Below are 20649 nucleotides of genomic sequence, written 5' to 3' on the forward strand. Positions count from 1 at the left end.
GGCGTCGGATGAAGAAGCCGCCGAAGAACCTGGGGCTGCTGTTCGACTGGCACGTCGAGCAGTCCCGCACCACCGAGCTGATCCTGGACCGGCCGTTCGACATCGCCCCCGACGGCGGCGCGGACTACGACGCCGCCGCGCTGGCCGAACTGGTGCGGGAGGCGTCGGCGTGGCTGTACGAGGCCGGCGCGCGCAAGGGCGACCGGATCGCCGTCGTCAAGCGCAATCACTTCGACATGATCCTGCTGGCCGCCGCGGCCGCGCGGATCGGCGCCACCGCGGCGACGATCTCGGGGGCCAACTACCCCGAGCACCTGGCGGTGATGCTCAAGCGGCTCGACCCCTCGGTCACCGTGATCTCCTCGTACGTACTGGAGGCGGCCGACCGCGTCGGGGTGGACCTGCGGTCGTTCGGCACCACCGTCCTGATCGACGGAGCCGACGCGGGAGCCGGTCTGCTCACGATCGACGGGCTGCGGGGCAGCGCCGTCCCGGCCCTCGATCTACGGGCCGACAGCGAGCCGATGATGATCACGCACACCTCGGGCACCACGAACACGCCGAAGCTCGTCGCGCACACCGCGGACTCCTGCCGGGCCGGCACCCGTCTGGAGCTGCTGCCGATGCCGCTCGCCGTCAACGGCCAGAAGGACATCGCGCTCAGCTCCATATCGTTCGCGCACTCGCGGGCCTACGCCTGGGCCATGGCGCAGCTCCGGTGGGCGCCGAAGGCGCTGGTCATCGCCAGCAGCCACGAGGCCGACGACGTCGAGCGGGTGCTCGACCGGGCCCGGCCGACGACGATCGAGGCCACCCCGAACGTCTTCCAGCGCTGGGTGCCGCTGGTACGGCGCAGGCAGGAGCTGTTCGCGCGGGTCCGCTACTACATGAACACCTTCGACCTGATGCACCCCTCCATCGCCCGGCCGTTCGTGAACGCCTCCGAGCGCCGGTTCGTGCTGTGGGGGCACAGTTGGGGCCAGAGCGAGGTCGGCCCGATGGCCGGCTTCGGCTACACCCGCGGTCAGATCAACCGCCGTGCGGCCTCCGGCGGGAACATGAACATGATGGGCAACCCCTGGCCGGGGCTGGTGAGCGTCAAGGCCGCGGACCCCGAGACCGGCGAGCCGGTCAAGCGCGGCGAGGTCGGCGTGCTGTTCGCGAAGGCCAAGTCGATCTGCGTCGACTACGTCGGCGAGTCCGACCGTTACGCGGAGAAGTGGAAGGGCGCCTGGTGGAACACCGGTGACGTCGGCCACCGGGACGCCCTCGGCCGGATCCACTTCGTGGACCGCGCGGTGGACGCCATTCCGGGCGGGAGCGCCACGGAGCTGGAGAGCGAGCTGCTGGACCGGATCGACAACGCCGTCGAGGTGATCGTCCTGACCCGCGGCGACCAGAGTCCCGTCCCCGTCGTCAGCCTCGACGGACCGGACCTCACCGCCGAGGAGTGGGCCGAGGTGACGCGCGGTCTGGCACCGCTCGCGGCCCCGGTGTTCATCCCCTGGGACCGCCTTCCGCGGACGTCCACGTGGAAGGTGCGCCGTAAGGAACTGCGCTCGATGGTGTTCGAGGAAAGCGCCGACGACACCGTATTGGAGGAGCGATTCACGTGACAGCGACGCGCGATCCGTACGGCACCGCCCTGGAGTCGGTGCTGCGGACCGTCCCGTACAACAGCGGGACGGAATACCTGCACTGGTACCACAAGAGCGCGCCCGATCCGCGGCACGGGCTGGCGTGCATCTACCAGACGCTCTACGTGGCGGAGCGCGCGACGGCGCTCGGCGCGCCCGAGGCGAAGATCCTCCAGGATCTCCGGCACATAGCGGCGGTCTTCGAGACCGGCGGCGACGTCGTGGTGCTCGACCCGTACCTCCTGCACCTGACGCCGATCCGGTTCCCCGCGCGGGAGGTCGCGGCCGGGCACTCGTCGGTCGAGGTCGACGCCGCGCCGGTCAGGCTGGACGCCCGGGGCGGGCGGCACCCCGGCCGGCTCGCGGCGGTGTACCGGTCCTCCGACCACGGCTACCGGATCCGGCTGAGCTACTCCAAGTACAGCGTGGAGAAGGACACGTACATCCTGAGCAGGCACTTCACGCTGCGCTCGGAGAACGAGTTCGTGTACGCCGACTTCTCGTCCGACATGCTGGGGCTGCTCACCCACCCCGAGCAGAACAGCGTGTCGATCCGGGCGCTGGTGGCCGGGGCGGAGGTGACCGCCGAGGCGATCATCCCGCTCAAGGGCTTCGCCGACCGCGAGTTCTCGGCCGCCGACATCTGGCTGCGGTCCGGCCAGGGCGTGGCGTCCCGCAACGGCGACGGCGCGCACGCCTCGGCGGTCTGGGCGGACCTGGAGCGCAGTACGGGCCTGGGGCGCGCGGACATCGAGGAGCATCTGGTGTCGGCCGCGCAGGTGTATCAGAAGATCGCCGATCACCGGACGGACCTGCCGGGCTACTCCTTGCAGGACGCATGACGAATCGGGAGCGCATGGAGCTTCGGCGCGTTTTCATCGCCGGCACGATCCAGGGGGCCAACGCCGATCTGCGGATCGACGACCAGGGCTATCGCGAGCAGATCGCGGCTCTGGTGCGGGCGCGTTTCCCCGAGGCGGAGTGCTTCGACCCGAGCACCGGGGTCACCCGTCAGCTCGCCGACCCGACGACGATGTCGGTGATCGGCAAGCTGATCGGCGACGTTCCCCCGGTGCTCGACCTCGGGTCGCTGCCCGCGGAACTGGCCGCGCTGCGGGCCACGTTCAACGAGATGACCCGGGAGGCGGCCGACTGCGACCTGTGCATCGCCTTCCTGCCGGGCCGCACGCTCAGCATGGGCACCGCCATGGAGATGCAGGCCGCGTTCTCGGCCGGTGTGCCGGTCGTGGCGGTGACCTCGCTGGTCGACAACCTCGCGGTGATGTCGGTGTCGTCGTGGGTCGCGCGTGACCTGGACGCGCTCGCGGGACTCCTGGACGGACTGCGGGAGATGAGCGTGCCGCTACCGGAGCGGGGTCACGGTGCGGACCGCGCCCTCGCCGGGGACACCGCTCGCTGAGACACGCGGTGCGCTCCCGCACGCGGGACGCGGCTCACGCCCGGCGCGCCACGCGGTAGCGCAGGTAGAGCACGCTGGAGCTGAACGCGCGGGTCTCGACGAGGTCGAGGTCCACCCGGTGCTCGTCCCGGGGGAAGAACGGGACGCCGCCGCCGACGAGTACCGGGTAGACGCGTGCCCGGTACTCGTCGATCAGGCCCGCGGCGGCGGCCTGGGCGGCGAGCGTCGCGCCGCCGATCGCGATGTCGCCGTCCCCCGGCTCGGCCCGCAGCCGCTCGATCTCCCCCGCCAGGTCGCCGGAGGCCAGCCGGGCGTGACCCTCCACCTCCGACAGCGTGGTGGAGAACACCACCTTGGGCAGCGGCTTCCAGAGCGCGGCCCATTCGAGTTGGGCGGCGTCCATCGGCGGATCGTGGTCGGCGGTCTCCCAGTACAGCATCGTCTCGTACAACCGCCGCCCCAGCAGATGGACGTCGATCTGCCGGATCTCGTCGATCCAGGAGCGAAAGACGTCGGGGTCCGGCTCCGTCCAGTTGAAGTCGCCGTCCGGCCCGACGATGTAACCGTCGAGTGAGACGTTCATCGAATAGGTCACCTTGCGCATGAGAAGTCCTCCTCCGTGACGAATGCGAAAGTCACGACCCGATATTTCGACATACCCCACGCAATTGCCGAAGAATCTCGCATCGTTGATCGGCTCGTATCCAGGCTGGTATACCTACACGCATGTCACGCACAGCGCATTCCATGACGCCGCGCGCGCTTTTCCTCGCGCTGGTCAGCTTAGCGTCGACCCTGGCCCTCTCCGCCCCCGCGGCGGTCGCGGACGACGTGAAGGCACCGCCCGGATTCGTCGCCCTCGGTTCGGTCGACCGCTCGATCATCCAGGAAATGCGTTACGCCACTGCGCACGACTTCGTCGGAGGGCCGGTGGACGGTTACGTCCAGCCGATGTGCGTCCTCACCCGCCCGGCGGCACTGGCACTCCACAAGGTGCAGCGCGCACTGCTGAAGACCGGGTATTCGCTGAAGGTCTACGACTGCTACCGCCCCCAGCGCGCCGTCGACCACTTCGTCCGCTGGGCGGAGGATCTGAACGACCAGAAGATGAAAGGCGAGTTCTACCCGGACGAGAACAAGGCCGATCTGTTCACCGACGGCTACATCGCGGCGAAGTCCGGCCACAGCCGGGGCAGCACGATGGACCTCACCATCGTCAGACTTCCGGCCGCCAAGACCCGCGCCTACGTCCCCGGCGAGCCGCTGACCCCGTGCTACGGCGCCCGCGCCGACCGCTTCCCCGACAACTCGATCGACATGGGGACCGGCTTCGACTGCTTCGACACCCTCGCGAACACGCTGGACCTGCGGATCACCGGCGTCCAACTGGCCAACCGGCTGACCCTCAAGAACGCGATGGACGCCGCCGGTTTCACCAACCTGCCGGTCGAGTGGTGGCACTACACCCTCGACCACGAGCCCTACCCGGACACCTACTTCGACTTCCCCGTCGCGCGGTCGTCGCTGAACTGACCCCGGAGCCGGGGCCCGGCCGCCGCCCCTTGAGGGCTCGGCGGCGGGCCGTTCCGGCGGGCGACGGACGTCGGGCGTCAGGCGTCAGGCGTCAGGCGTCAGGCGTCAGGCGAGGGAGCCGGAGGCGCGGCCGGGCGGCGGGCCGCCCGGGTCTCCGCCCTCGGAGGCGGCGGACGCCGCCGTGTCGTCGCTGTCCTGCGGCAGGGCGGCGCGCTTGGGCAGGAACACCAGGGCCAGGACGGCCGCGACGACGACGATGACGCCGCAGGCCAGCAGCACGGTGTGCATCGCGACGACGAACGCGTCGCGGACGGCGTCGAGAACGGCCTGGCTCTTGAGCTTGGCCGCCACGGCGACGCCCGCCGCGGGGCTGCGACCGGCGGCGTCCTGGATCTGCTGGGGCGACTTCCCGAGGTCCAGGTGGCCGCGGTACGTGGAGTTGGCCGCGGAGCCGAGCACGGCCACGCCGATCGCACCGCCGACCTGCCGTACCGCCTGGGTGAACGCCGACCCGACGCCGCTGCGTTCCTTGGACAGCGAGTTGAGGGCCGCCGCCATCGTCCGGGTCAGGGACATGCCGAGTCCGGCGCCGATGATCGTGAGCCAGATGGCGATGAACCCGTAGCCCGAGGTGGTCGAGGTGGCCATGCCGATGAACAGGCCGACGCCCATCAGCACGAACCCGAGCGCCGGTACGGCGCGCGGACCGAGCTGCGCGGGGAGCTTGTTGACGACGCTGGCGCCGACCAGCAGGCCGCCGATCAGCGGCAGCAGCCGCAGGCCGGTGCCGAGCGCGTCGGTCCCGAGCACCGCCTGGTAGTACTGCGGGAGGGCGAAGATCAGGCCGAACATCGCGAAGCTGACGACGGTGGCGAGGACCGAGCCCCACACGAAGCCGCGGCTGCGGAACAGTTCGAGGTCCACCAGCGGGCTGCCGCCCGCGGCGGTGACCCGGCGCTCCCAGAAGGTGAACAGCACCAGGGCCAGCGCGCCGCCGACGATCGCCAGCACCACCACGGTGTCGCCCCAGCCGCGTACACCGGCCTCGATCGTGCCGTACGTGATGGCGGTCAGGCCGAGGCTGGAGATGAGGACGCCGACGTAGTCGATGCCGATGCCCGCGCTGCCGCGGGACTCGGGGACCAGCTTCGCGACCGCGAAGCTGCCGAGCGCCACGAGCGGCACGTTGACCAGGAAGACCGAGCCCCACCAGAAGTGGTTGAGCAGCGCGCCGCCGACGATCGGGCCGAGCGGCAGGCCGAGCATGGTGGAGATCGCCACGACCGTGATGGCCTTGGTGCGCTCCTCCTCGCTCTCGAAGATGTTGAGCAGCACCGATGTGCTCAGCGGCACTAGGAAGGCGCCCGCCAGGCCCAACAGCGCGCGGGAGGCGATCAGTTCGGTCGCCGTGTTGGAGTAGGCGCAGGCGAGCGAGGCCACGCCGAACAGGATCAGCGAGGCGAGCAGGAATTTCTTGCGGCCGTATTTGTCGCCCATCAGGCCCGCGGGCAGCAGGACCGCGGCCAGGACCAGCGTGAAACTGTCGACGATCCACTGGAGTTGGCTGGTCGAGGCGCCGAGGTCACTGCTGATCGTGGGGACGGCGACGTTGAGGATGGTCGAGTCGACGCCGACGGCCAGCAGGCTTAACCCGATCGCCCCGAGTGCCCACCATTTCCTGGTCTCCGTGCTGCTCATTCCGCCGCTCCTAGGTCTCGGGGAGATCGGCCGGGCCGTCGGTGTTCACCGCGTCCCAGCGCTTCCACATGGGGTCGGCCTCGGAGTCGAGCCAGGCGAACAGCCGGTGGGCCGCCCGCACGCGCCCGGCCCGTTCCGAGTCCTCCGGGAACAGCGCCAGCCCCTCGCCGGTGATGTCCACGAAGGACGTCAGACTCTCCAGCCGTCGTTTGAGCACGCCCGACCACGCGTCCTCGGTGATCTGGTAGTAGGTCGAGCGCTGACCTGCCCGGGTGACGGCCTGCACCATCCGCGCCTCGGTCAGCAGTTTCAGCGTGGTGGTCAGGGACGCCCGGCTGGCCTGGACCGCCTGCGCGATCTGCGCGGGGGTCTGGGCCGGCGGCTCGCTGACCATGAGCCAGGCCACCGTCCGCCCCATGATCGGCGGCCACCCGGCCTGGCTCATGAACCAGGACGTGACGCGCTCCATCCACGCCTCGACGTCCGGGCCCGGCCTCGACTCCCCGCCCTGGCCGAGGGGTTGGGGTGTGGGGTCAGGACCCGGACCGGTCATGTCTGCCATCGTACGGAACCTTCTCGTTGTTGCTGTACCCGCTACTCGTTTCAGTCATCAATGTAACGTCAAGATACGGCTTCCGCACGGTCGTCGGCGGTCACGGCGCGCCACTCGGCGGCGGTCAGGGTGGGTTCCGCGGGCGCGACCGTGCCGACGACGGCGGCGAGCGCGGCCTGGACGTCCGGTGCGCCGAGCGCGTCGGCCTCGCCCGACAGCGTGTTGACCAGCAGCGCGGCGGAGCAGACGACGGGGTCGAGCAGCGCCGCCTCGCCGATCGTGTCGGCCTGGCGGCGGCGTTCGGCGGCGTAGCGGGTCAGCCGCGGGTCCTCGGACCTGGTCTGCACGTCGGGGTAGCAGACGTCCTGCGACGTGGCGAGGATCCAGGGCGTGTCGACGACCGCGCCGACCGCGCGCTGCACGGCCTGCGCCGCGCCGGGGACCAGGCCGCCGCACTCGGACAGCGTCCGGTCGAGGGCGGCGGCGGCCAGCGCGGCGCTGCTCATGCCGTGTCCGTAGACCGGGTTGAAGGCGGCGACGGCGTCTCCGACGACCGCGAGCCCGTCGGGCCAGCGCACCAGGCGCTCGTAGAAGAGCCGGCGGTTGGCCGTCGAGCGGGATGCCTGCACGGGGGTCAACGGCTCGGCGTGGCGCAGCAGTTGCGAGATCAGCGGGTGGCGCAGGGAGTCCAGGTAGTCGCGGAACCCGTCCTCGTCGCCGGGGGGTTCTGCGCCGCGGGTCCCGGAGAGGGTGACCATCCAGCGTCCCCGCTCGATCGGCAGCAGGATGCCGTTGCGGCCCGGCACCCCGGCGCGGTGGTCGGCGTAGACGCTGACGAGCGGGAAAGGACCGCGGGCGCCCTCGGGTGCGGCGAAGATCCGGGTGGCGTAGGCCATGCCCGAGTCGATGACGTCCTCCTGGACGGGCGGCAGGCCCAGCACGCCGAGCCAGCGCTTCATCGGGGAGCCGCGGCCGGTGGCGTCCACGACGATGTCCGCCTCGACGACCGACATCCCGCCGCCCGTACGCGGCTTGTAGGTGACGCCGGTGATCCGGTCGGCGTCGCCGCGCAGGCCGATGATGTCGGTGTCGGCGAGCACGGTGATCCGCTTGTCGCGCAGCGCCTGGTCCCGCACGGTCCAGTCGAGCAGCGGCCGGCTGGCCGCGATCATGAACTGCGTCTCGGGCATGCGCTGTTGCCAGCCGTAGGCGGTGAGCGAGACCAGATCCTCGGGCAGCCGGATCCGGTGGGCGCCGTCGGCGAGCAGCCGGTCGACGGTGCCGGGCAGCAGCGATTCCATGAGCCGCGCGCCGCCGGACCACAGGACGTGCGTGTGCTTGGCCTGCGGGACTCCGCGGCGCGGGTCGGGCCCCTCGGGCAGCCGGTCCCGGTCAAGGACCGTGACGGTGTCGACGTGGCGCAGCAGCGCGACGGCCGCCAGCATTCCGGCCATGCCCGCGCCGAGCACGACGGCGCGGCCTCCGGCGACGGGTCCGGTGGGTCCCGTGGGCCCCGTGGATGTTCCGACCATGGTGTCCTCTCACGTTCCTTTCCTGATGGATGCCCTGGGGTGCGCCCCGGGGCGGGGGCCTCGGCCGGGACTCATGCCGGGGCTTCGGCCTCGGCCGGTCGTCGCGCGTACGGGCGGCGACCGGGGTCCGTAACCGGGCCCGGCGGCGGGTCCTGGGCGGCCCGGCGTCTCCCGGCAGACGGCCGGCTCATGACGCGGGGACCCGGCCGAGGCAGGCGGCGACGGCCGTGGCCACGGCGGGCCACTGCTCGGCCAGGTAGAAGTGGCCGCCGGGGAAGCGCCGGAAGGACGTCCCGCCCGTGGTCTCCCGGCGCCACCCCTCGGCGTCCGCACCGCGCGCCCAGGGGTCGTCCTCGCCGAGGAACACGCTGATCGGGCAGCGCAGCGGCACGCCGGGACGGTAGGCGAAGGCGTCCAGCGCGCGGTAGTCACCGCGCAGCACCGGCAGGACCATGGCGAGGATGCCCGGGTCCGCGAGCAGCGCGCCCGCGGTGCCGCTCAACGCGGTGAGGTCGGCGACGAGTTCGGCGTCGCTGCGGCGGCCCAGGTGTGCGTTGCGGTGCACGGCGGGCGCTCCCCGCCCGGAGGCGATCAGCGCCACGGGGCGGGTCCTGCCGCCCGCCTCCAGGCGGCGGGCCACCTCCCAGCCGACCAGGGCGCCCATGCTGTGTCCGAAGAGCGCCAGCGGAGCGGTGTCGGGCAGGTGCCCGAGCGCGTCGGCGACGGCGTCGGCGAGGCGTCCGATGTCCTCGGTGCAGGGCTCGTTGCGCCGCTCCTGCCGACCGGGGTACTGGGCGGCCAGCACCTCCACGCCGGGCGGCATGTGCGCGCTCAGCGGCTTGAAGAAGGTCGCCGATCCCCCGGCGTGCGGCAGGCAGACGAGCTGCACCGCGCCGGGACCGGGCGCCGCGGGCGTGTAACGGGTGATCCACGGACCGGTCTTCAGGTCCCAGGCGGTCATGGTTTCCTCCTCAGCGCCGCCGGGCCGGTTCGGCGACGACGGATGGAGCGGTGGGCGTACGGGGGTGGATGCCGGTGGCGGCCAGGTCTCCTGTGGCGCCCGCGCGGGGCGGCCACGGGATGCCGGGGCTGCCGTCGCGCCCGCGCGGGGCCGCCGCGCCGGATCGGGGTCCGGGCGCGGCGTCGGCCGGAGGTCCTTCCGGCCGGCGCCGCGGGCGCGTCAGTCGGGGTCGAGGGCGGACAGCCAGCCGTCCACGGCCGCCGCGGTGGCCGCGGCGTGCTCGGCCTCGATCATCGAGAAGTGGTCGCCCGGCACGTCGACGGTGTCGTGCGGCAGCGCCCAGTCGACCCGCCAGCCCTCGGCCGCACCGCCCTGGTGGCCGCCGATCGGTTCGCTCGCCCGTACCAGCAGCGTGGGCGCGGTGAGGGCGTCGAGGCCGTAGTCGAACCCGGCGTAGCGGGCGCGGGCGGTGAGCCATGCCTCGCCCGCGTCGTCGGCGGAGGTCTCCACGACCTCCCGGCGCTCGCGCAGCGAATTCTGCAGGGTGTCCGTCCAGTCGGCGCCGAGCCCGTGCCCGCCGCCCCAGGTCGGCGTGTCGATGAGTACGAGTCCGGCCGGGGCGTGTCCGTCCGCCGCCAGTCGGGCCGCGGTGACGGCGGCGATGTTGCCGCCGCCCGAGTAGCCGAGGACCGCGAACCGCCGTCCCCCGGCGGCCTGTTGGGCCGCCTGTGCCAGCGCCCCGGTCAACGAGTCGACGGAGCAGGGCAGTTCCTCGCCGGACACGAAGCCGGGCAGGCCCACGACGGTGGTGGCGCGCCGTCCGCCGAGGCCGGCGGCGAACCGCGCGTACTGGTGGAAGTTCTGCCGCCAGATGAAGGTCGGGAAGCAGATCAGCAGCGGCTCGTCCGGGCCGTCGGCGAGTTTCACCGTCCGCAGGGGGCGGGTCAGTTCGGCGGTGGTGGTGAACTGGGCCCGGTAGTCGGCGAACCGGGCGAGCAGGTCGTGCGCCTCCTCGCCCCGGCCGAGTTCCACGGCGCGTTCGAACAGGCCGCTCAGGCCCTCGGCCGAGCGCACGGCGGGTGCCGCCGGGGCGGCGGATCCCGCGGCGGTGTCGCCGAGTTCGCGGTCGAGGTGGGCGGCGAGCGCGTCGACGCTGGCGTGGTCGAAGACCAGGGTGCTGGGCAGCGCGATGCCGGTGACGGCGCTGAGCGTGGTGGACAGTTCGACGGCGGACAGCGAGTCGAAGCCGAGGGTGGACAGTTCGCGGTCCGGGTCGACGTGCTCGCCCGACGGGTGACCGAGCACCCGGGCGACCTGGAGGCGTACCACGCCCAGCAGTTCGGCCGGCCGCTCGTCGGGGCCGAGCCCGGCGAGCCGTTCCCGGAAGGTGCCGGACTCCTGCGGCGCCGCCGGTTCCGCAGCGGGCGCGGGGCTGACGGAAGGGGCCGGGAAGGTGGCGGTCCGGCGCGTAGCGCCCGTAGCGCCCGTAGCGCCGAGCCAGTAACCGGCGCCTTGGAACGCGTAGGTGGGCAGGTCGACGACGCGGGCGCCGGTGCCCGCGAACACCGCCTCCCAGTCGGGCCGGACGCCGCGGGTCTGCACCGCGGCGACCGCGGCGAGCAGCGTGCGGGCCTCCGGCCGGTCGCGGCGCAGCGCCGGGACGACGACGGCGCCCGCGGCGGCCTCCCCCAGGCTGTCGCGCGCCATGGAGCTGAGCGCGGAGTCGGGGCCCAGCTCGACGTAGGTGGTCACACCCGCGGCGGCCATCGTCCGCATGCCGTCGAGGAACCGGACCGCCGAACGGATGTGGCGGGCCCAGTAGTCCGGTGAGGTCAGCTCGCCGGGCCCGGCGATCGTGCCGGTGACGTTGGAGAGCACCGGGATTTCCGGTTCGGCGAAGGTCATCGTCGCGGCCAGGTCCCTGAAGGCGTCCAGGATCGGGTCCATCCGCGTGGAGTGGGAGGCGATGCTGATCGCCAGCCGCCGGGTCTTGCGGCCCCGCTCGGCCCAGTGCGCGACGAGTTCGTCCACCGCGGCCTCGTCCCCGGAGACGACCACGGCCCGGGGGCCGTTGACCGCGCCGAGCGACACCTCGTGGTCGCGTCCGGCGAGCATCGGCGCCAGTTCGGCCTCGGACGCCTGGATCGCGGCCATCGCGCCGCCGGGCGGCAGGTCGCCCATCAACCGCCCGCGCGCGGCGACCAGTTCGGCCGCCTCGGGCAGCGACAGCACCCCGGCCAGGTGCGCGGCGGACAGCTCGCCGACCGAGTGGCCGATGAGGTGGCCGGGCCGCACGCCCCACGATTCCAGCAGCCGGTACAGCGCGACCTGGACGGCGAAGGTCACCGGCTGGGTGTACCGGGTCTCGTCCAGCAGGGCCGCGTCCGTCGATCCGGGCGCCGCGAACGCCAGCTCGCGCAAGGGGCGTTCGAGGTGCGGGTCCAGCGCCGCGCAGGCGGCGTCGAAGGCCGCCGCGTACGCCGGGAAGGTGGCGTACAGCTCCTGTCCCGCGCCCGCGCGCTGTGCGCCCTGGCCGGTGAAGAGGAAGGCCGGGCGACCGCTCGCGGACGGCGGCCCGACGGCCGCGTCCGGGTCGGGCACGCCGTCGGCGAGCGCCCGCAGTCCGCGCAGCGCCTCCTCGCGGTCGGCGGCCAGGACCGTGCCGCGGGCGGTGAGTTCCGCGCGGGTGGTGGCGAGGGAGTAGCCGACGTCGGCCACCGCGAGCTCGGGCCGGTCGGCGAGGTGGTCCGCGAGCCGGGCGGCCTGGGCGCGCAGCGCGCGGCTGCCGTCGCCCGAGACGGGCAGCAGGACGGGCACGGCGGGGGCGGCTACGGCGTCGGCATCGGCGGCCCCTGCTCCGACGGTCCTTTCACCGGCCGCCGCAGGAGCGCGTACGCCGGTCGGCGGGGCCGGATGCGCGAGTTCCGCGGGGGCCTGTTCGAAGATCGCGTGCACATTGGTGCCGCTGATGCCGAAGCCGGACACGGCGCCGCGGCGCGGTCGCGGCTGGTGCCCCGACTCGTCGGCGGGCTTGGCCTCGGGCCACGCGATGGTCTCGGTGAGCAGCCGCACCGCACCGGAGTCCCAGTCGACGGCGGGCGTCGGGGCGTCGATGTGCAGGGACTTCGGCATCGCGCCGTTGCTGATCGCCAGCACCATCTTGAGCACCCCGGCGATGCCCGCGGCGGCCCCGGTGTGCCCGAAGTTGGACTTGATGGAACCGAGCCGCAGCGGCTGGTCGGCGGGCCGCTCCTGACCGTACGTGGCCAGCAGCGCGCTGGCCTCGATGGGGTCGCCGAGCGTCGTGCCGGAGCCGTGCGCCTCCACGATGTCGACCTCGTGCGCGGACAGCCCGGCGTTGCGCAGCGCGGCGCGGATCACCTTGGCCTGCGCGCGGCTACTGGGCGCGGCCAGGCCGTTGCTGGCACCGTCCTGGTTGATCGCGGAGCCGCGGATCACCGCGTGCACCCGGTGGCCGTTGCGGCGCGCGTCCGACAGGCGTTCCACGACGATCGCGCCGGCGCCCTCGGCCCAGGCGAATCCGTCGGCGGCGGCGGCGAACGCCTTGATGCGGCCGTCGGCGGCGAGTCCGCGCTGGTGGGTGAACTCGATGAAGAGGGTGGGGGTGGGCATCACGCTCGCGCCGCCGACCAGGGCCATGGCGCAGTCGCCCGAGCGCAGCGCCTGCGACGCCTGGTGCAGCGCGACCAGCGACGAGGAGCAGGCGGTGTCGATGGAGACCGCGGGCCCCTCCAGGCCCATGACGTACGCGATCCGGCCGGACGCCACGCTGCTGGCGTTACCGGTGAGCTGGTAGCCCATGATCTGCGGCGGCAGCTCCTCGGCGTCGGTGCCGTAGCCCGCGTAGGAGACGCCGAGGAAGACGCCGGTCGCACTGCCCTTCAGGGAGTGCGGGTCGATCCTGGCGTTCTCGACCGCCGCCCAGGACACCTCCAGGGCGAGCCGCTGCTGCGGGTCCATGGCCAGCGCCTCGCGCGGCGAGATGCCGAAGAACTCGGCGTCGAAGCGCGGCAGGTCGGTGAGGAAGCCGCCCTGGCGGGCGATCGAGGCGCCGGGGGTGTCGCCGTCGCCGAGCAGCATGCCCAGGTCCCACCCGCGGTCGTCCGGGATGTCGGTCATCATGTCCCGGCCGGACTCCAGCGCCTCCCACAGCTTCTCCGGGGTGTCCGCGCCGCCGGGGAAGCGACAGGCCATCCCGACGACGGCCAGGGGCTCGGTGGCCGCCGACAGCAGCCGCTGGTTCTCCTCGCGCAGCCGTTCCGTCTCGGTGAGGGCCGCGCGCAGCGCCTCGACGATGCGTCCGGTCTCCATGGCCATCAGTGACTCCGTTTCTGCTGGGACTTCCGTGGGGCCCGGCGCCGCTCGCGCCGCGTGTCGTGATCTCCGGTGGGCCGGGGCCCCGGGCTCGGCTCTCGCGTCGGCCGGCTCCGGGCGGCTGCTCGGGCGTTCAGAACCGGTACCGCTCCTGCCACAGCCCCCGGTGGCTCGCGGTCCGGCTCCGTACCGCGGGTCGAGGGGCGAGCCCGGTCCGTACGGTCCGGTGCCGTACCGACCGCTGCTGTACGAACCGCTGCCGTACGTACCGGGCGCACGCCGTCACCGCTCGCCCAGCGCGGCGCGCACCAGGTCGTCGACGTCCATGTCGGCGATGGCCTCGCGCCGCTCCTCCCGCGCCTCGGGTTTCTCGGGCGCGTCGGGTGTGTCGGCCAGCCGCAGCAGCGTGTCCAGGACGCCGGCGGCGCGGAGCCGGGCGAACGGGACGGTGGCCAGCAGTCCGCGGATCCTGGCCTCCTCGGAGTCGGCCGAAGGGGGTCCCGCGACATCGGCGGAGCCCTCCACCAGCTCTTCGTGGAGCCGGGCGGCGAGCGCGGACGGGGACGGGCAGTCGAAGACCAGGGTGCTGGGGAGTGTCAGGCCGGTCGCGGCGTTGAGCCGGTTGCGCAGCTCCACCGCGGTGAGCGAGTCGACGCCCAGGTCCTTGAAGGCCCGCGACGGCCCGACCGGGTCGGTGCCGCTGAGCCCGAGCACCGCGGAGGCGTGCGAGCGGACCAGATCGAGCAGGTGCTCGCGCTGCTCGGCCGCGGGCCGTCCGGCCAGTTTCGCGGCGAGCGAGCGCGCCTCCACCGGGGCGGTGGAGCGGGCGGCGGCCCGGCGTACCGCGGGCCTGCCGCCCGCGACCAGTGCGCGCAGCATGCCGGGCACCGGCGCCTGCCCGGCCTGGTCGCGCAGCGTCGGCAGGTGCAGCCGGGTCGGGACGGCCAGGGCCGTGCCCGTACCGCGCGCCGCGTCGAGCAGGGCCATGCCGCGCCGGGCGTCGATCGGCAGCACACCGGAGCCGGTCATCCGGGCGACCTGCTGCTCGTCCAGCCGTCCGGTCAGCTCGCTGACCTCCGACCAGTAACCCCAGGCCAGGGAGAGCGCGGGCTGCCCGTGGGCGCGGCGATGGTGCGCGTACGCGTCCAGGAACGCGTTCGCGGCGGCGTAGTTGGCCTGTCCGGGGTTGCCGAGCACACCGGCGCCCGCCGAGTACAGGACGACCTCGGCCAGGTCCGACTCCCTCGTCAGGTCGGCGAGGTTGACCACCGCGTCCACCTTGGGCCGCAGCACCCGGTCGACCTGTTCGGAGGTGAGCGAGCCGACCATCCCGTCGTCCAGGACACCGGCGGTGTGCACGACGGCGGTCAGCGGGCGGTCGGCCGGGACGGCGTTCAGTACGGCGGCGAGCGCGTCGCGGTCCGCCGCGTCGCACGCGGTGACGGTGACGCTCTCGGCGCCCGACTCCAGGAGTTCCGCGCGCAGTTGTACGGCGCCGGGGGCGTCGGGACCGCGTCGGCTGGTCAGCAGCAGGTGCCGTACGCCCCATGCGGTGACCAGGTGCCGGGCGGCGATCGAGCCGAGGGTGCCGGTGCCTCCGGTGACCAGCACCGTGCCGTCCGGGTCGAGCGGCTTGGGCACGGTCAGCACCAGCTTGCCGGTGTGCTTGGCCTGGCTCATCAGCCGGAACGCCTCGGGCGCGCGGCGCACGTCCCAGGTGCGGACGGGCAGCGGGCGCAGGATACGGCGTTCGAAGAGCGCGACGAGCTTGCCGAGGATCTCCGCGATCCGGTCGGCGCCCGCGTCGATCAGGTCGTAGCGGCGGTACGCCACCCCGGGGTGGTCGGCGGCGACCGTGTCCGCGTCGCGCGGATCGGTCTTGCCCAGTTCCAGGAATGTGCCGCCCTCGGGCAGCAGCCGCAGTGAGGCGTCGATGAACTCCTGCGCCAGCGAGTTGAGTACGACGTCCATGCCGTGCCCGTGGGTGGCCGCGAGGAACTTCTCCTCGAACTCCAGGGTGCGGCTGGAGGCGATCCGGGACTCCTCGAAGCCCATCCGGTGGAGCGTGTCCCACTTGCCCTCGCTGGCCGTGGCGAAGACCTCCGCGCCCCAGTAGCGGGCGAGTTGGGCCGCGGCCATGCCGACGCCGCCGGTCGCGGCGTGCACCAGCAGCCGCTGTCCCTCGGCGAGGCCCGCGAGGTCCGCGAGCCCGAACCAGGCGGTCAGGAACACCGCGGGCACGCCCGCCGCCTGCTCGAAGGACAGGCCGCGCGGTATCCGCACCACCAGCCGCTGGTCGGTGACCGAGTACGGTCCGAACGGGTCGTGCAGCAGGCCCATCACCCGGTCTCCGACGGCCAGCTCGGTGACGCCGGGCCCGACCTCGGTGATCAGGCCCGCGCCCTCGCTGCCGAGCCGGGCCTGGCCCGGCACCATGCCGAGGCTCACCAGCACGTCACGGAAGTTCACACCGGCCGCGCGGACCGATACGCGTACCTGCCCCTCCTCCAGCGGCGCCAGCGCCTCGGGGTGCGGAATCAGCGCGAGTGCGTCCAGGGTGCCGGGCGCGGTGGTGTCGAGCCGCCAGGCCGCGGCGCCGGCCGGCGGGCGCAGCAGGCGGGTGGTGTCGGTCGGGGCGAGGCGCGGCACGGTGGCCACCCCGACGCGCAGCGCGATCTGCTGCTCGTCGGCGGCGATCGCGCTGTTGAGGGCGGCGCCGACGCGCAGCCGGGACTCGTCGCGGCCGTCGAGGTCGAGCAGCAGGAACCGGCCCGGGTTCTCGGCCTGCGCCGACCGCAGCAGCCCCCAGAGCGCGGCGTGCGCCAGGTCCTCGACGTCCTCGTCCTCGGCCGCGGCGACCGCCCGCCGGGTCACCAGCGCCAGGCGGGTGCCCCGCAGCCGGTCGTCGGCCAGCCATTCCTGGAGCAGGGCGAGCGCGTCGGTGACGACGTCACGGGTGGTGGCCGCGAGGTCGCCGCCGGGCTTCGGCGTACCGAACGACAGCAGGGCCAGGCCCGGCGCGGGCGCGCCCTCGGCGATCGCGGCGGCCAATTCGACTGGACCGGTGCGGACTTCGGCCACGGCGTCCACCGCGCGCAGCGCGGGCAGCAGACCGTGGACGTCGTCGCCGAGTACGGCCCAGCCCGCGCCGGTCGGCGCGCCCGCGTCCAACGGGAGCCGCTGCCAGTCGAGTTGGAACAGCGCGTCCTTGATGTCCGCGTCGGCGTCCGGACCCGCCGCGTCCAACTGAGCCGCGCTGACCGGCCGCATCACCAGCGAGCCGACGGACAGCACCGGGGCGCCGTCCGCGTCGGCGAGCGTCAGCCGCAGGCTGTCCTGCCCCTCGGCCGCCGTGACCCGCACCCGCACGGCCCCGGCACCGACCGCGTGCAGCGTCACGTCACGCCAGGCGAACGGCAGATAGGTGGCCGAGGAATCGAGGAAGTCGCCGAAGCCGGTGGCGTGCAGCGCCGCGTCCAACAGCGCCGGGTGGACGCCGAACCTGCCCGCGTCCTGGTGGAGTTCGACCGGCAGCGCGGCCTCGGCGTAGACGGCGTCGCCGAGCCGCCAAGCGGACCGCAGCCCCTGGAAGGCCGGGCCGAAGGCGTAGACGGTCTCCTGCGCCCGCTCGTACATCCCCTCGGTGTCGGCGGCCACGGCGCCCGGCGGCGGCCACGCGGTCCCGCCCAGCGCGGCGTCGGCACCGCCGTCCGCCGCGTCGGCGGCGGGCGCGAGCGTGGCGGTGGCGTGCCGCGTCCACTCCGCGGGGGTCTCACCGCCCTCGGGCCGGGCGTGCACCTCCAGTTCGCGGCGGCCCCGCGCGTCGGGCGCGGCGACGGACAACTGCACCTGGACGTTGCCCCGTTCGGGCAGCACCAGCGGGCTGCCGAGGGTCAGCTCCGCCACCGTGCCGCAGCCCGCGAAGTCGGCGGCGTGCAGCGCCAGCTCCACGAAAGCGGTACCGGGCAGCAGCAGCCGGCCGCCCACCCGGTGGTCGGCCAGCCAGGGGTGGGTGGCGGTCGACAGCCGCCCGGTCAGCAGCAGCCGGTCCGCGCCCGCGACCGGCAACGCGGCGCCCAGCAAGGGGTGTCCGGCGGCTTCGAGCCCGAGGTCGGAGGCGTCGCCGGAGTTCTTGTAGCCCTCGGCGAGCCAGTAGTGCTGGTGCTGGAAGGCGTAGGTGGGCAGGTCCACCCGCTGGGCGGTGGTTGCGGCGAAGACGGACCGCCAGTCGACGGGGAGACCCCGTACCCAGCCTTCGGCGAGCGAGGTCAGGAAGCGCTCCTGGCCGCCCTCTTCGCGGCGGAGGGTGCCCAGGGCGACGGCGTCCGATGCCGCGTCCTCGAAGGTCTCGGCGAGACCGACTGCGAGAACCGGGTGCGGGCTGGACTCGACGAAGTAGCCGAAGCCGTCGGAGAGCAGGGCCCGGACGGTCTCGTCGAAACGGACCTCTTGGCGGAGGTTGGTCACCCAGTAGTCGGCGTCCAGCGCGGTGGTGTCGAGCTTGCCGCCGGTGACCGTGGAGTAGAACGGGATCTGCGACGACCGGGGCTCGATGCCGGACAGGGCCTCAACTACCTCGTTGCGTATGGCATCGACCTGTGCCGAGTGCGAGGCGTAGTCGACATCGATACGACGCGCCCGTACGCCCTCGGCCTCGCATCCGGCGAGGAGGTCGTCCAACGCCTCCGGCTCACCGGAGACGACCGTGGACGACGGGCCGTTCACTGAGGCGACGGATATCCGCCCCTCGAAGCGCGCGATCTGCTCCCGCACCGCCTCCGCCGGGAGGGCGACGGAGACCATTCCGCCGTTGCCGGACAAGGTCCCGCGAATGGCCTTCGCCCGCAACGCCACCACCCGCGCCGCGTCCTCCACCGACAACGCGCCCGCGACGCACGCGGCAGCGATCTCGCCCTGGCTGTGACCGATGACCGCACCCGGCTCGACACCGGCAGCACGCCACACCTCGGCCAGCGACACCATCACCGCCCACAACGCCCCCTGAACAACCACCACATCGTCCAGAGCCCCGCTACGGATCGCCTCCACCACCGACGACCCGACATACGGACGCAGCGCCGCGTCACACTCCGCCAACCGCGCCCCGAACACCGGAGACGAGGCAAGCAACTCCGTAGCCATCCCCGCCCACTGCGACCCCTGACCAGGAAAGACGAACGCCACCCGACCCGCGCCCGGACGCACCACACCGGACACCACGCCCGAGGCCGCGACACCCTCCGCGACAGACCCCAGCAGGCCCCGCGCCTGGTGCGCCTCCGTGGCGAGCGCCACGCCGCGGTGTTCCAGGGCGGCCCGTGACGTGGCGAGCGACAGCCCGACGTCGGCCGGGCGGGAGCTGTCGCCGACGTGGTGCGCGAGCCGTTCGGCCTGGTCGCGCAGCGCGTCCGCCGACCGCCCGGACACGAGCCACGGGACGACCGTCAGCGGCCCCAACGGGCTCCTGTCCGGGCCGACTTCGGGTTCCGAGAGGGCCTGCGCACCGTCGTGCTCCGGCTCCTCCAGGATCACGTGCGCGTTCGTCCCGCTGATCCCGAAGGAGGACACGGCGGCCCGGCGCGGCCGGTCGGCGCGCTTCCATTCGAGCGGCTCGGTGAGAAGTTCGACTCCGCCGCCGGACCAGTCGATGAAGGGGGACGGCTCGTCGACGTGGAGGGTGCGCGGCAGCAGTCCATTGCGCATCGCCTGAACCATCTTGATGACGCCCGCCACGCCTGCCGCGTGGGCGGTGTGGCCGATGTTGGACTTGATGGAGCCGAGCTTGAGGGCGTCGCTGTCGGCGCGGTTCCGCCCGTAGGTCGCGAGCAGGGCCTGGGCCTCGATGGGGTCGCCGAGCCGGGTGCCCGTGCCGTGGGCCTCGACCGCGTCCACCTGGTCGGCGGACAGGCGTGCGTCGGCGAGGGCGTCGCGGATGACGCGCTCCTGGGACGGGCCGTTGGGGGCGGTGAGCCCGTTGCTGGCGCCGTCCTGGTTGAGGGCGGAGCCGCGGAGCACGGCGAGCACGTGGTGGCCCTGGCGCCGCGCGTCCGACAGCCGCTCCAGCAGCAGCACCCCCGCGCCCTCGGACGGGCCGAAGCCGTCGGCCGCCCCGGCGAAGGACTTGCAGCGGCCGTCGGGCGCGAGGGCGCGCTGCCTGCTGAACGCGATGAAGCCCTGCGGTGTCGGCATCACCGCGACACCGCCGGCGAGGGCGAAGGAGCACTCTCCCGACCGCAGCGCCTGCACCGCCAGGTGCATCGCGACCAGCGACGACGAGCACGCGGTGTCGACGGTGAGCGCGGGGCCCTCCAGGCCGAGGCTGTAGGAGACGCGGCCGGAGACGACGCTGGCGAAGGAGCCGACCCCGATGTAGCCCTCGAGGCCCTCGGGCACCTTGTGGTTGCCGGTGACGTAGTCCACGGTGGCGGCGCCGACGAACACCCCGCCGCGGCTGCCCTTGACGGACAGCGGGTCGATGCCCGCGCGCTCCAGCACCTCCCAGGAGATCTCCAGCATGAGCCGCTGCTGCGGGTCCATGATCAGGGCCTCGCGGGCGTTGACGCTGAAGAAGTCGGCGTCGAACTGGTCCGCGTCGTGCAGGAATCCGCCCTCGCGCACGTAGTTCTTGCCCTCGGCGTCGGGGTCGGCGTCGTAGAGGCTGTCCAGGTCCCAGCCGCGGTTGACGGGGAACGGGGTGATGGCGTCGCCGTCCTCGGCGACCAACTGCCACAGGTCGTCGGGGGTTTCGACGCCGCCCGGGTAGCGGCAGGCCATCGCCACGATCGCGATGGGCTGCGGGTCCTCCAGCTCGCGGACCCGGCGCCGCGCCTTGCGCAGGTCGGCGGTGGCGCGCTTGAGGTACTCGCGGAGCTTGTCCTCGCCGACCTGGCCGGCGCCGGCGCTGCTGACCGTGGTGTCCATCAGGAGTCACACCTATTCGTGTTCGGGTTCGGTGAGGTCACAGCCGTACGGTGGGCGCC

General features: G+C 73.3%; 11 protein-coding genes. 4 read left to right on the forward strand and 7 right to left on the reverse strand.

What is annotated here, in order from left to right; all coding sequences use genetic code 11:
* The first annotated feature begins 8 nt into the window (after nucleotides 1-8).
* From ABZX65_RS00480 to ABZX65_RS00490, 3 genes are read left to right on the forward strand one after another with little or no spacing between them, the layout of a single operon-like run.
* Entirely contained in the window at nucleotides 9-1616 is a 1608-nt protein-coding gene (locus ABZX65_RS00480; protein WP_355332690.1) for a class I adenylate-forming enzyme family protein, read from the forward strand.
* On the forward strand, nucleotides 1613-2479 hold the full coding sequence (locus ABZX65_RS00485; protein ID WP_355332693.1) for a hypothetical protein: 867 nt from the start codon (nucleotides 1613-1615) through the stop codon (nucleotides 2477-2479). The genes ABZX65_RS00480 and ABZX65_RS00485 overlap by 4 nt, the downstream gene beginning before the upstream one ends.
* Nucleotides 2476-3057 (forward strand): hypothetical protein, encoded by a 582-nt coding sequence (locus tag ABZX65_RS00490; protein WP_355332696.1) that lies wholly within the window; start codon nucleotides 2476-2478, stop codon nucleotides 3055-3057. The genes ABZX65_RS00485 and ABZX65_RS00490 overlap by 4 nt, the downstream gene beginning before the upstream one ends.
* 34 nt (nucleotides 3058-3091) lie before the next feature.
* On the opposite strand, the gene ABZX65_RS00495 is transcribed toward ABZX65_RS00490, so the two are convergent.
* On the reverse strand, nucleotides 3092-3661 hold the full coding sequence (locus tag ABZX65_RS00495) for a dihydrofolate reductase family protein (RefSeq protein WP_355332699.1): 570 nt from the start codon (nucleotides 3659-3661) through the stop codon (nucleotides 3092-3094).
* Between the two features lie 122 nt (nucleotides 3662-3783).
* Here ABZX65_RS00495 and ABZX65_RS00500 point away from each other — a divergent pair, with 122 nt between their 5' ends.
* Nucleotides 3784-4590: a M15 family metallopeptidase gene (locus ABZX65_RS00500; protein WP_355332702.1), complete on the forward strand. Its 807-nt coding sequence runs from the start codon at nucleotides 3784-3786 to the stop codon at nucleotides 4588-4590.
* 105 nt (nucleotides 4591-4695) lie between these two features.
* Here ABZX65_RS00500 and ABZX65_RS00505 read toward each other — a convergent pair whose 3' ends face one another.
* From ABZX65_RS00505 to ABZX65_RS00530, 6 genes are all read right to left on the reverse strand, one after another.
* Entirely contained in the window at nucleotides 4696-6288 is a 1593-nt protein-coding gene (locus ABZX65_RS00505; RefSeq protein ID WP_355332705.1) for a DHA2 family efflux MFS transporter permease subunit, read from the reverse strand.
* A gap of 10 nt (nucleotides 6289-6298) precedes the next feature.
* Entirely contained in the window at nucleotides 6299-6850 is a 552-nt protein-coding gene (locus ABZX65_RS00510; protein ID WP_355332707.1) for a transcriptional regulator, read from the reverse strand.
* A 59-nt stretch (nucleotides 6851-6909) separates the two neighbouring features.
* Complete coding sequence (locus ABZX65_RS00515; RefSeq protein WP_355332709.1) at nucleotides 6910-8373, reverse strand: FAD-dependent oxidoreductase; 1464 nt, start codon at nucleotides 8371-8373, stop codon at nucleotides 6910-6912.
* Between the two features lie 187 nt (nucleotides 8374-8560).
* Complete coding sequence (locus ABZX65_RS00520) at nucleotides 8561-9334, reverse strand: alpha/beta fold hydrolase (protein WP_355332712.1); 774 nt, start codon at nucleotides 9332-9334, stop codon at nucleotides 8561-8563.
* Between the two features lie 219 nt (nucleotides 9335-9553).
* Nucleotides 9554-13672, reverse strand: coding sequence for a beta-ketoacyl synthase N-terminal-like domain-containing protein (locus ABZX65_RS00525; protein ID WP_355332715.1), 4119 nt, complete (start codon nucleotides 13670-13672; stop codon nucleotides 9554-9556).
* Between the two features lie 279 nt (nucleotides 13673-13951).
* A complete protein-coding gene (locus ABZX65_RS00530) occupies nucleotides 13952-20590 on the reverse strand; it encodes a type I polyketide synthase (protein ID WP_355332718.1) in 6639 nt (2212 codons plus the stop codon).
* Nucleotides 20591-20649 lie beyond the last annotated feature (59 nt).

The sequence above is a fragment of the Streptomyces sp. NPDC003300 genome (assembly GCF_040610915.1).
Classification (GTDB): domain Bacteria; phylum Actinomycetota; class Actinomycetes; order Streptomycetales; family Streptomycetaceae; genus Actinacidiphila.

Bases quoted from the DNA above. Each gene is read 5' to 3' on its own strand.
- ABZX65_RS00525 (WP_355332715.1), bottom strand. From the start codon at position 13,672: ATGGCCATGGAGACCGGACGCATCGTCGAGGCGCTGCGCGCGGCCCTC.
- ABZX65_RS00480 (WP_355332690.1), top strand. From the start codon at position 9: ATGAAGAAGCCGCCGAAGAACCTGGGGCTGCTGTTCGACTGGCACGTC.
- ABZX65_RS00505 (WP_355332705.1), bottom strand. From the start codon at position 6,288: ATGAGCAGCACGGAGACCAGGAAATGGTGGGCACTCGGGGCGATCGGG.
- ABZX65_RS00510 (WP_355332707.1), bottom strand. From the start codon at position 6,850: ATGGCAGACATGACCGGTCCGGGTCCTGACCCCACACCCCAACCCCTC.
- ABZX65_RS00530 (WP_355332718.1), bottom strand. From the start codon at position 20,590: ATGGACACCACGGTCAGCAGCGCCGGCGCCGGCCAGGTCGGCGAGGAC.
- ABZX65_RS00520 (WP_355332712.1), bottom strand. From the start codon at position 9,334: ATGACCGCCTGGGACCTGAAGACCGGTCCGTGGATCACCCGTTACACG.
- ABZX65_RS00495 (WP_355332699.1), bottom strand. From the start codon at position 3,661: ATGCGCAAGGTGACCTATTCGATGAACGTCTCACTCGACGGTTACATC.
- ABZX65_RS00515 (WP_355332709.1), bottom strand. From the start codon at position 8,373: ATGGTCGGAACATCCACGGGGCCCACGGGACCCACCGGACCCGTCGCC.
- ABZX65_RS00500 (WP_355332702.1), top strand. From the start codon at position 3,784: ATGTCACGCACAGCGCATTCCATGACGCCGCGCGCGCTTTTCCTCGCG.
- ABZX65_RS00490 (WP_355332696.1), top strand. From the start codon at position 2,476: ATGACGAATCGGGAGCGCATGGAGCTTCGGCGCGTTTTCATCGCCGGC.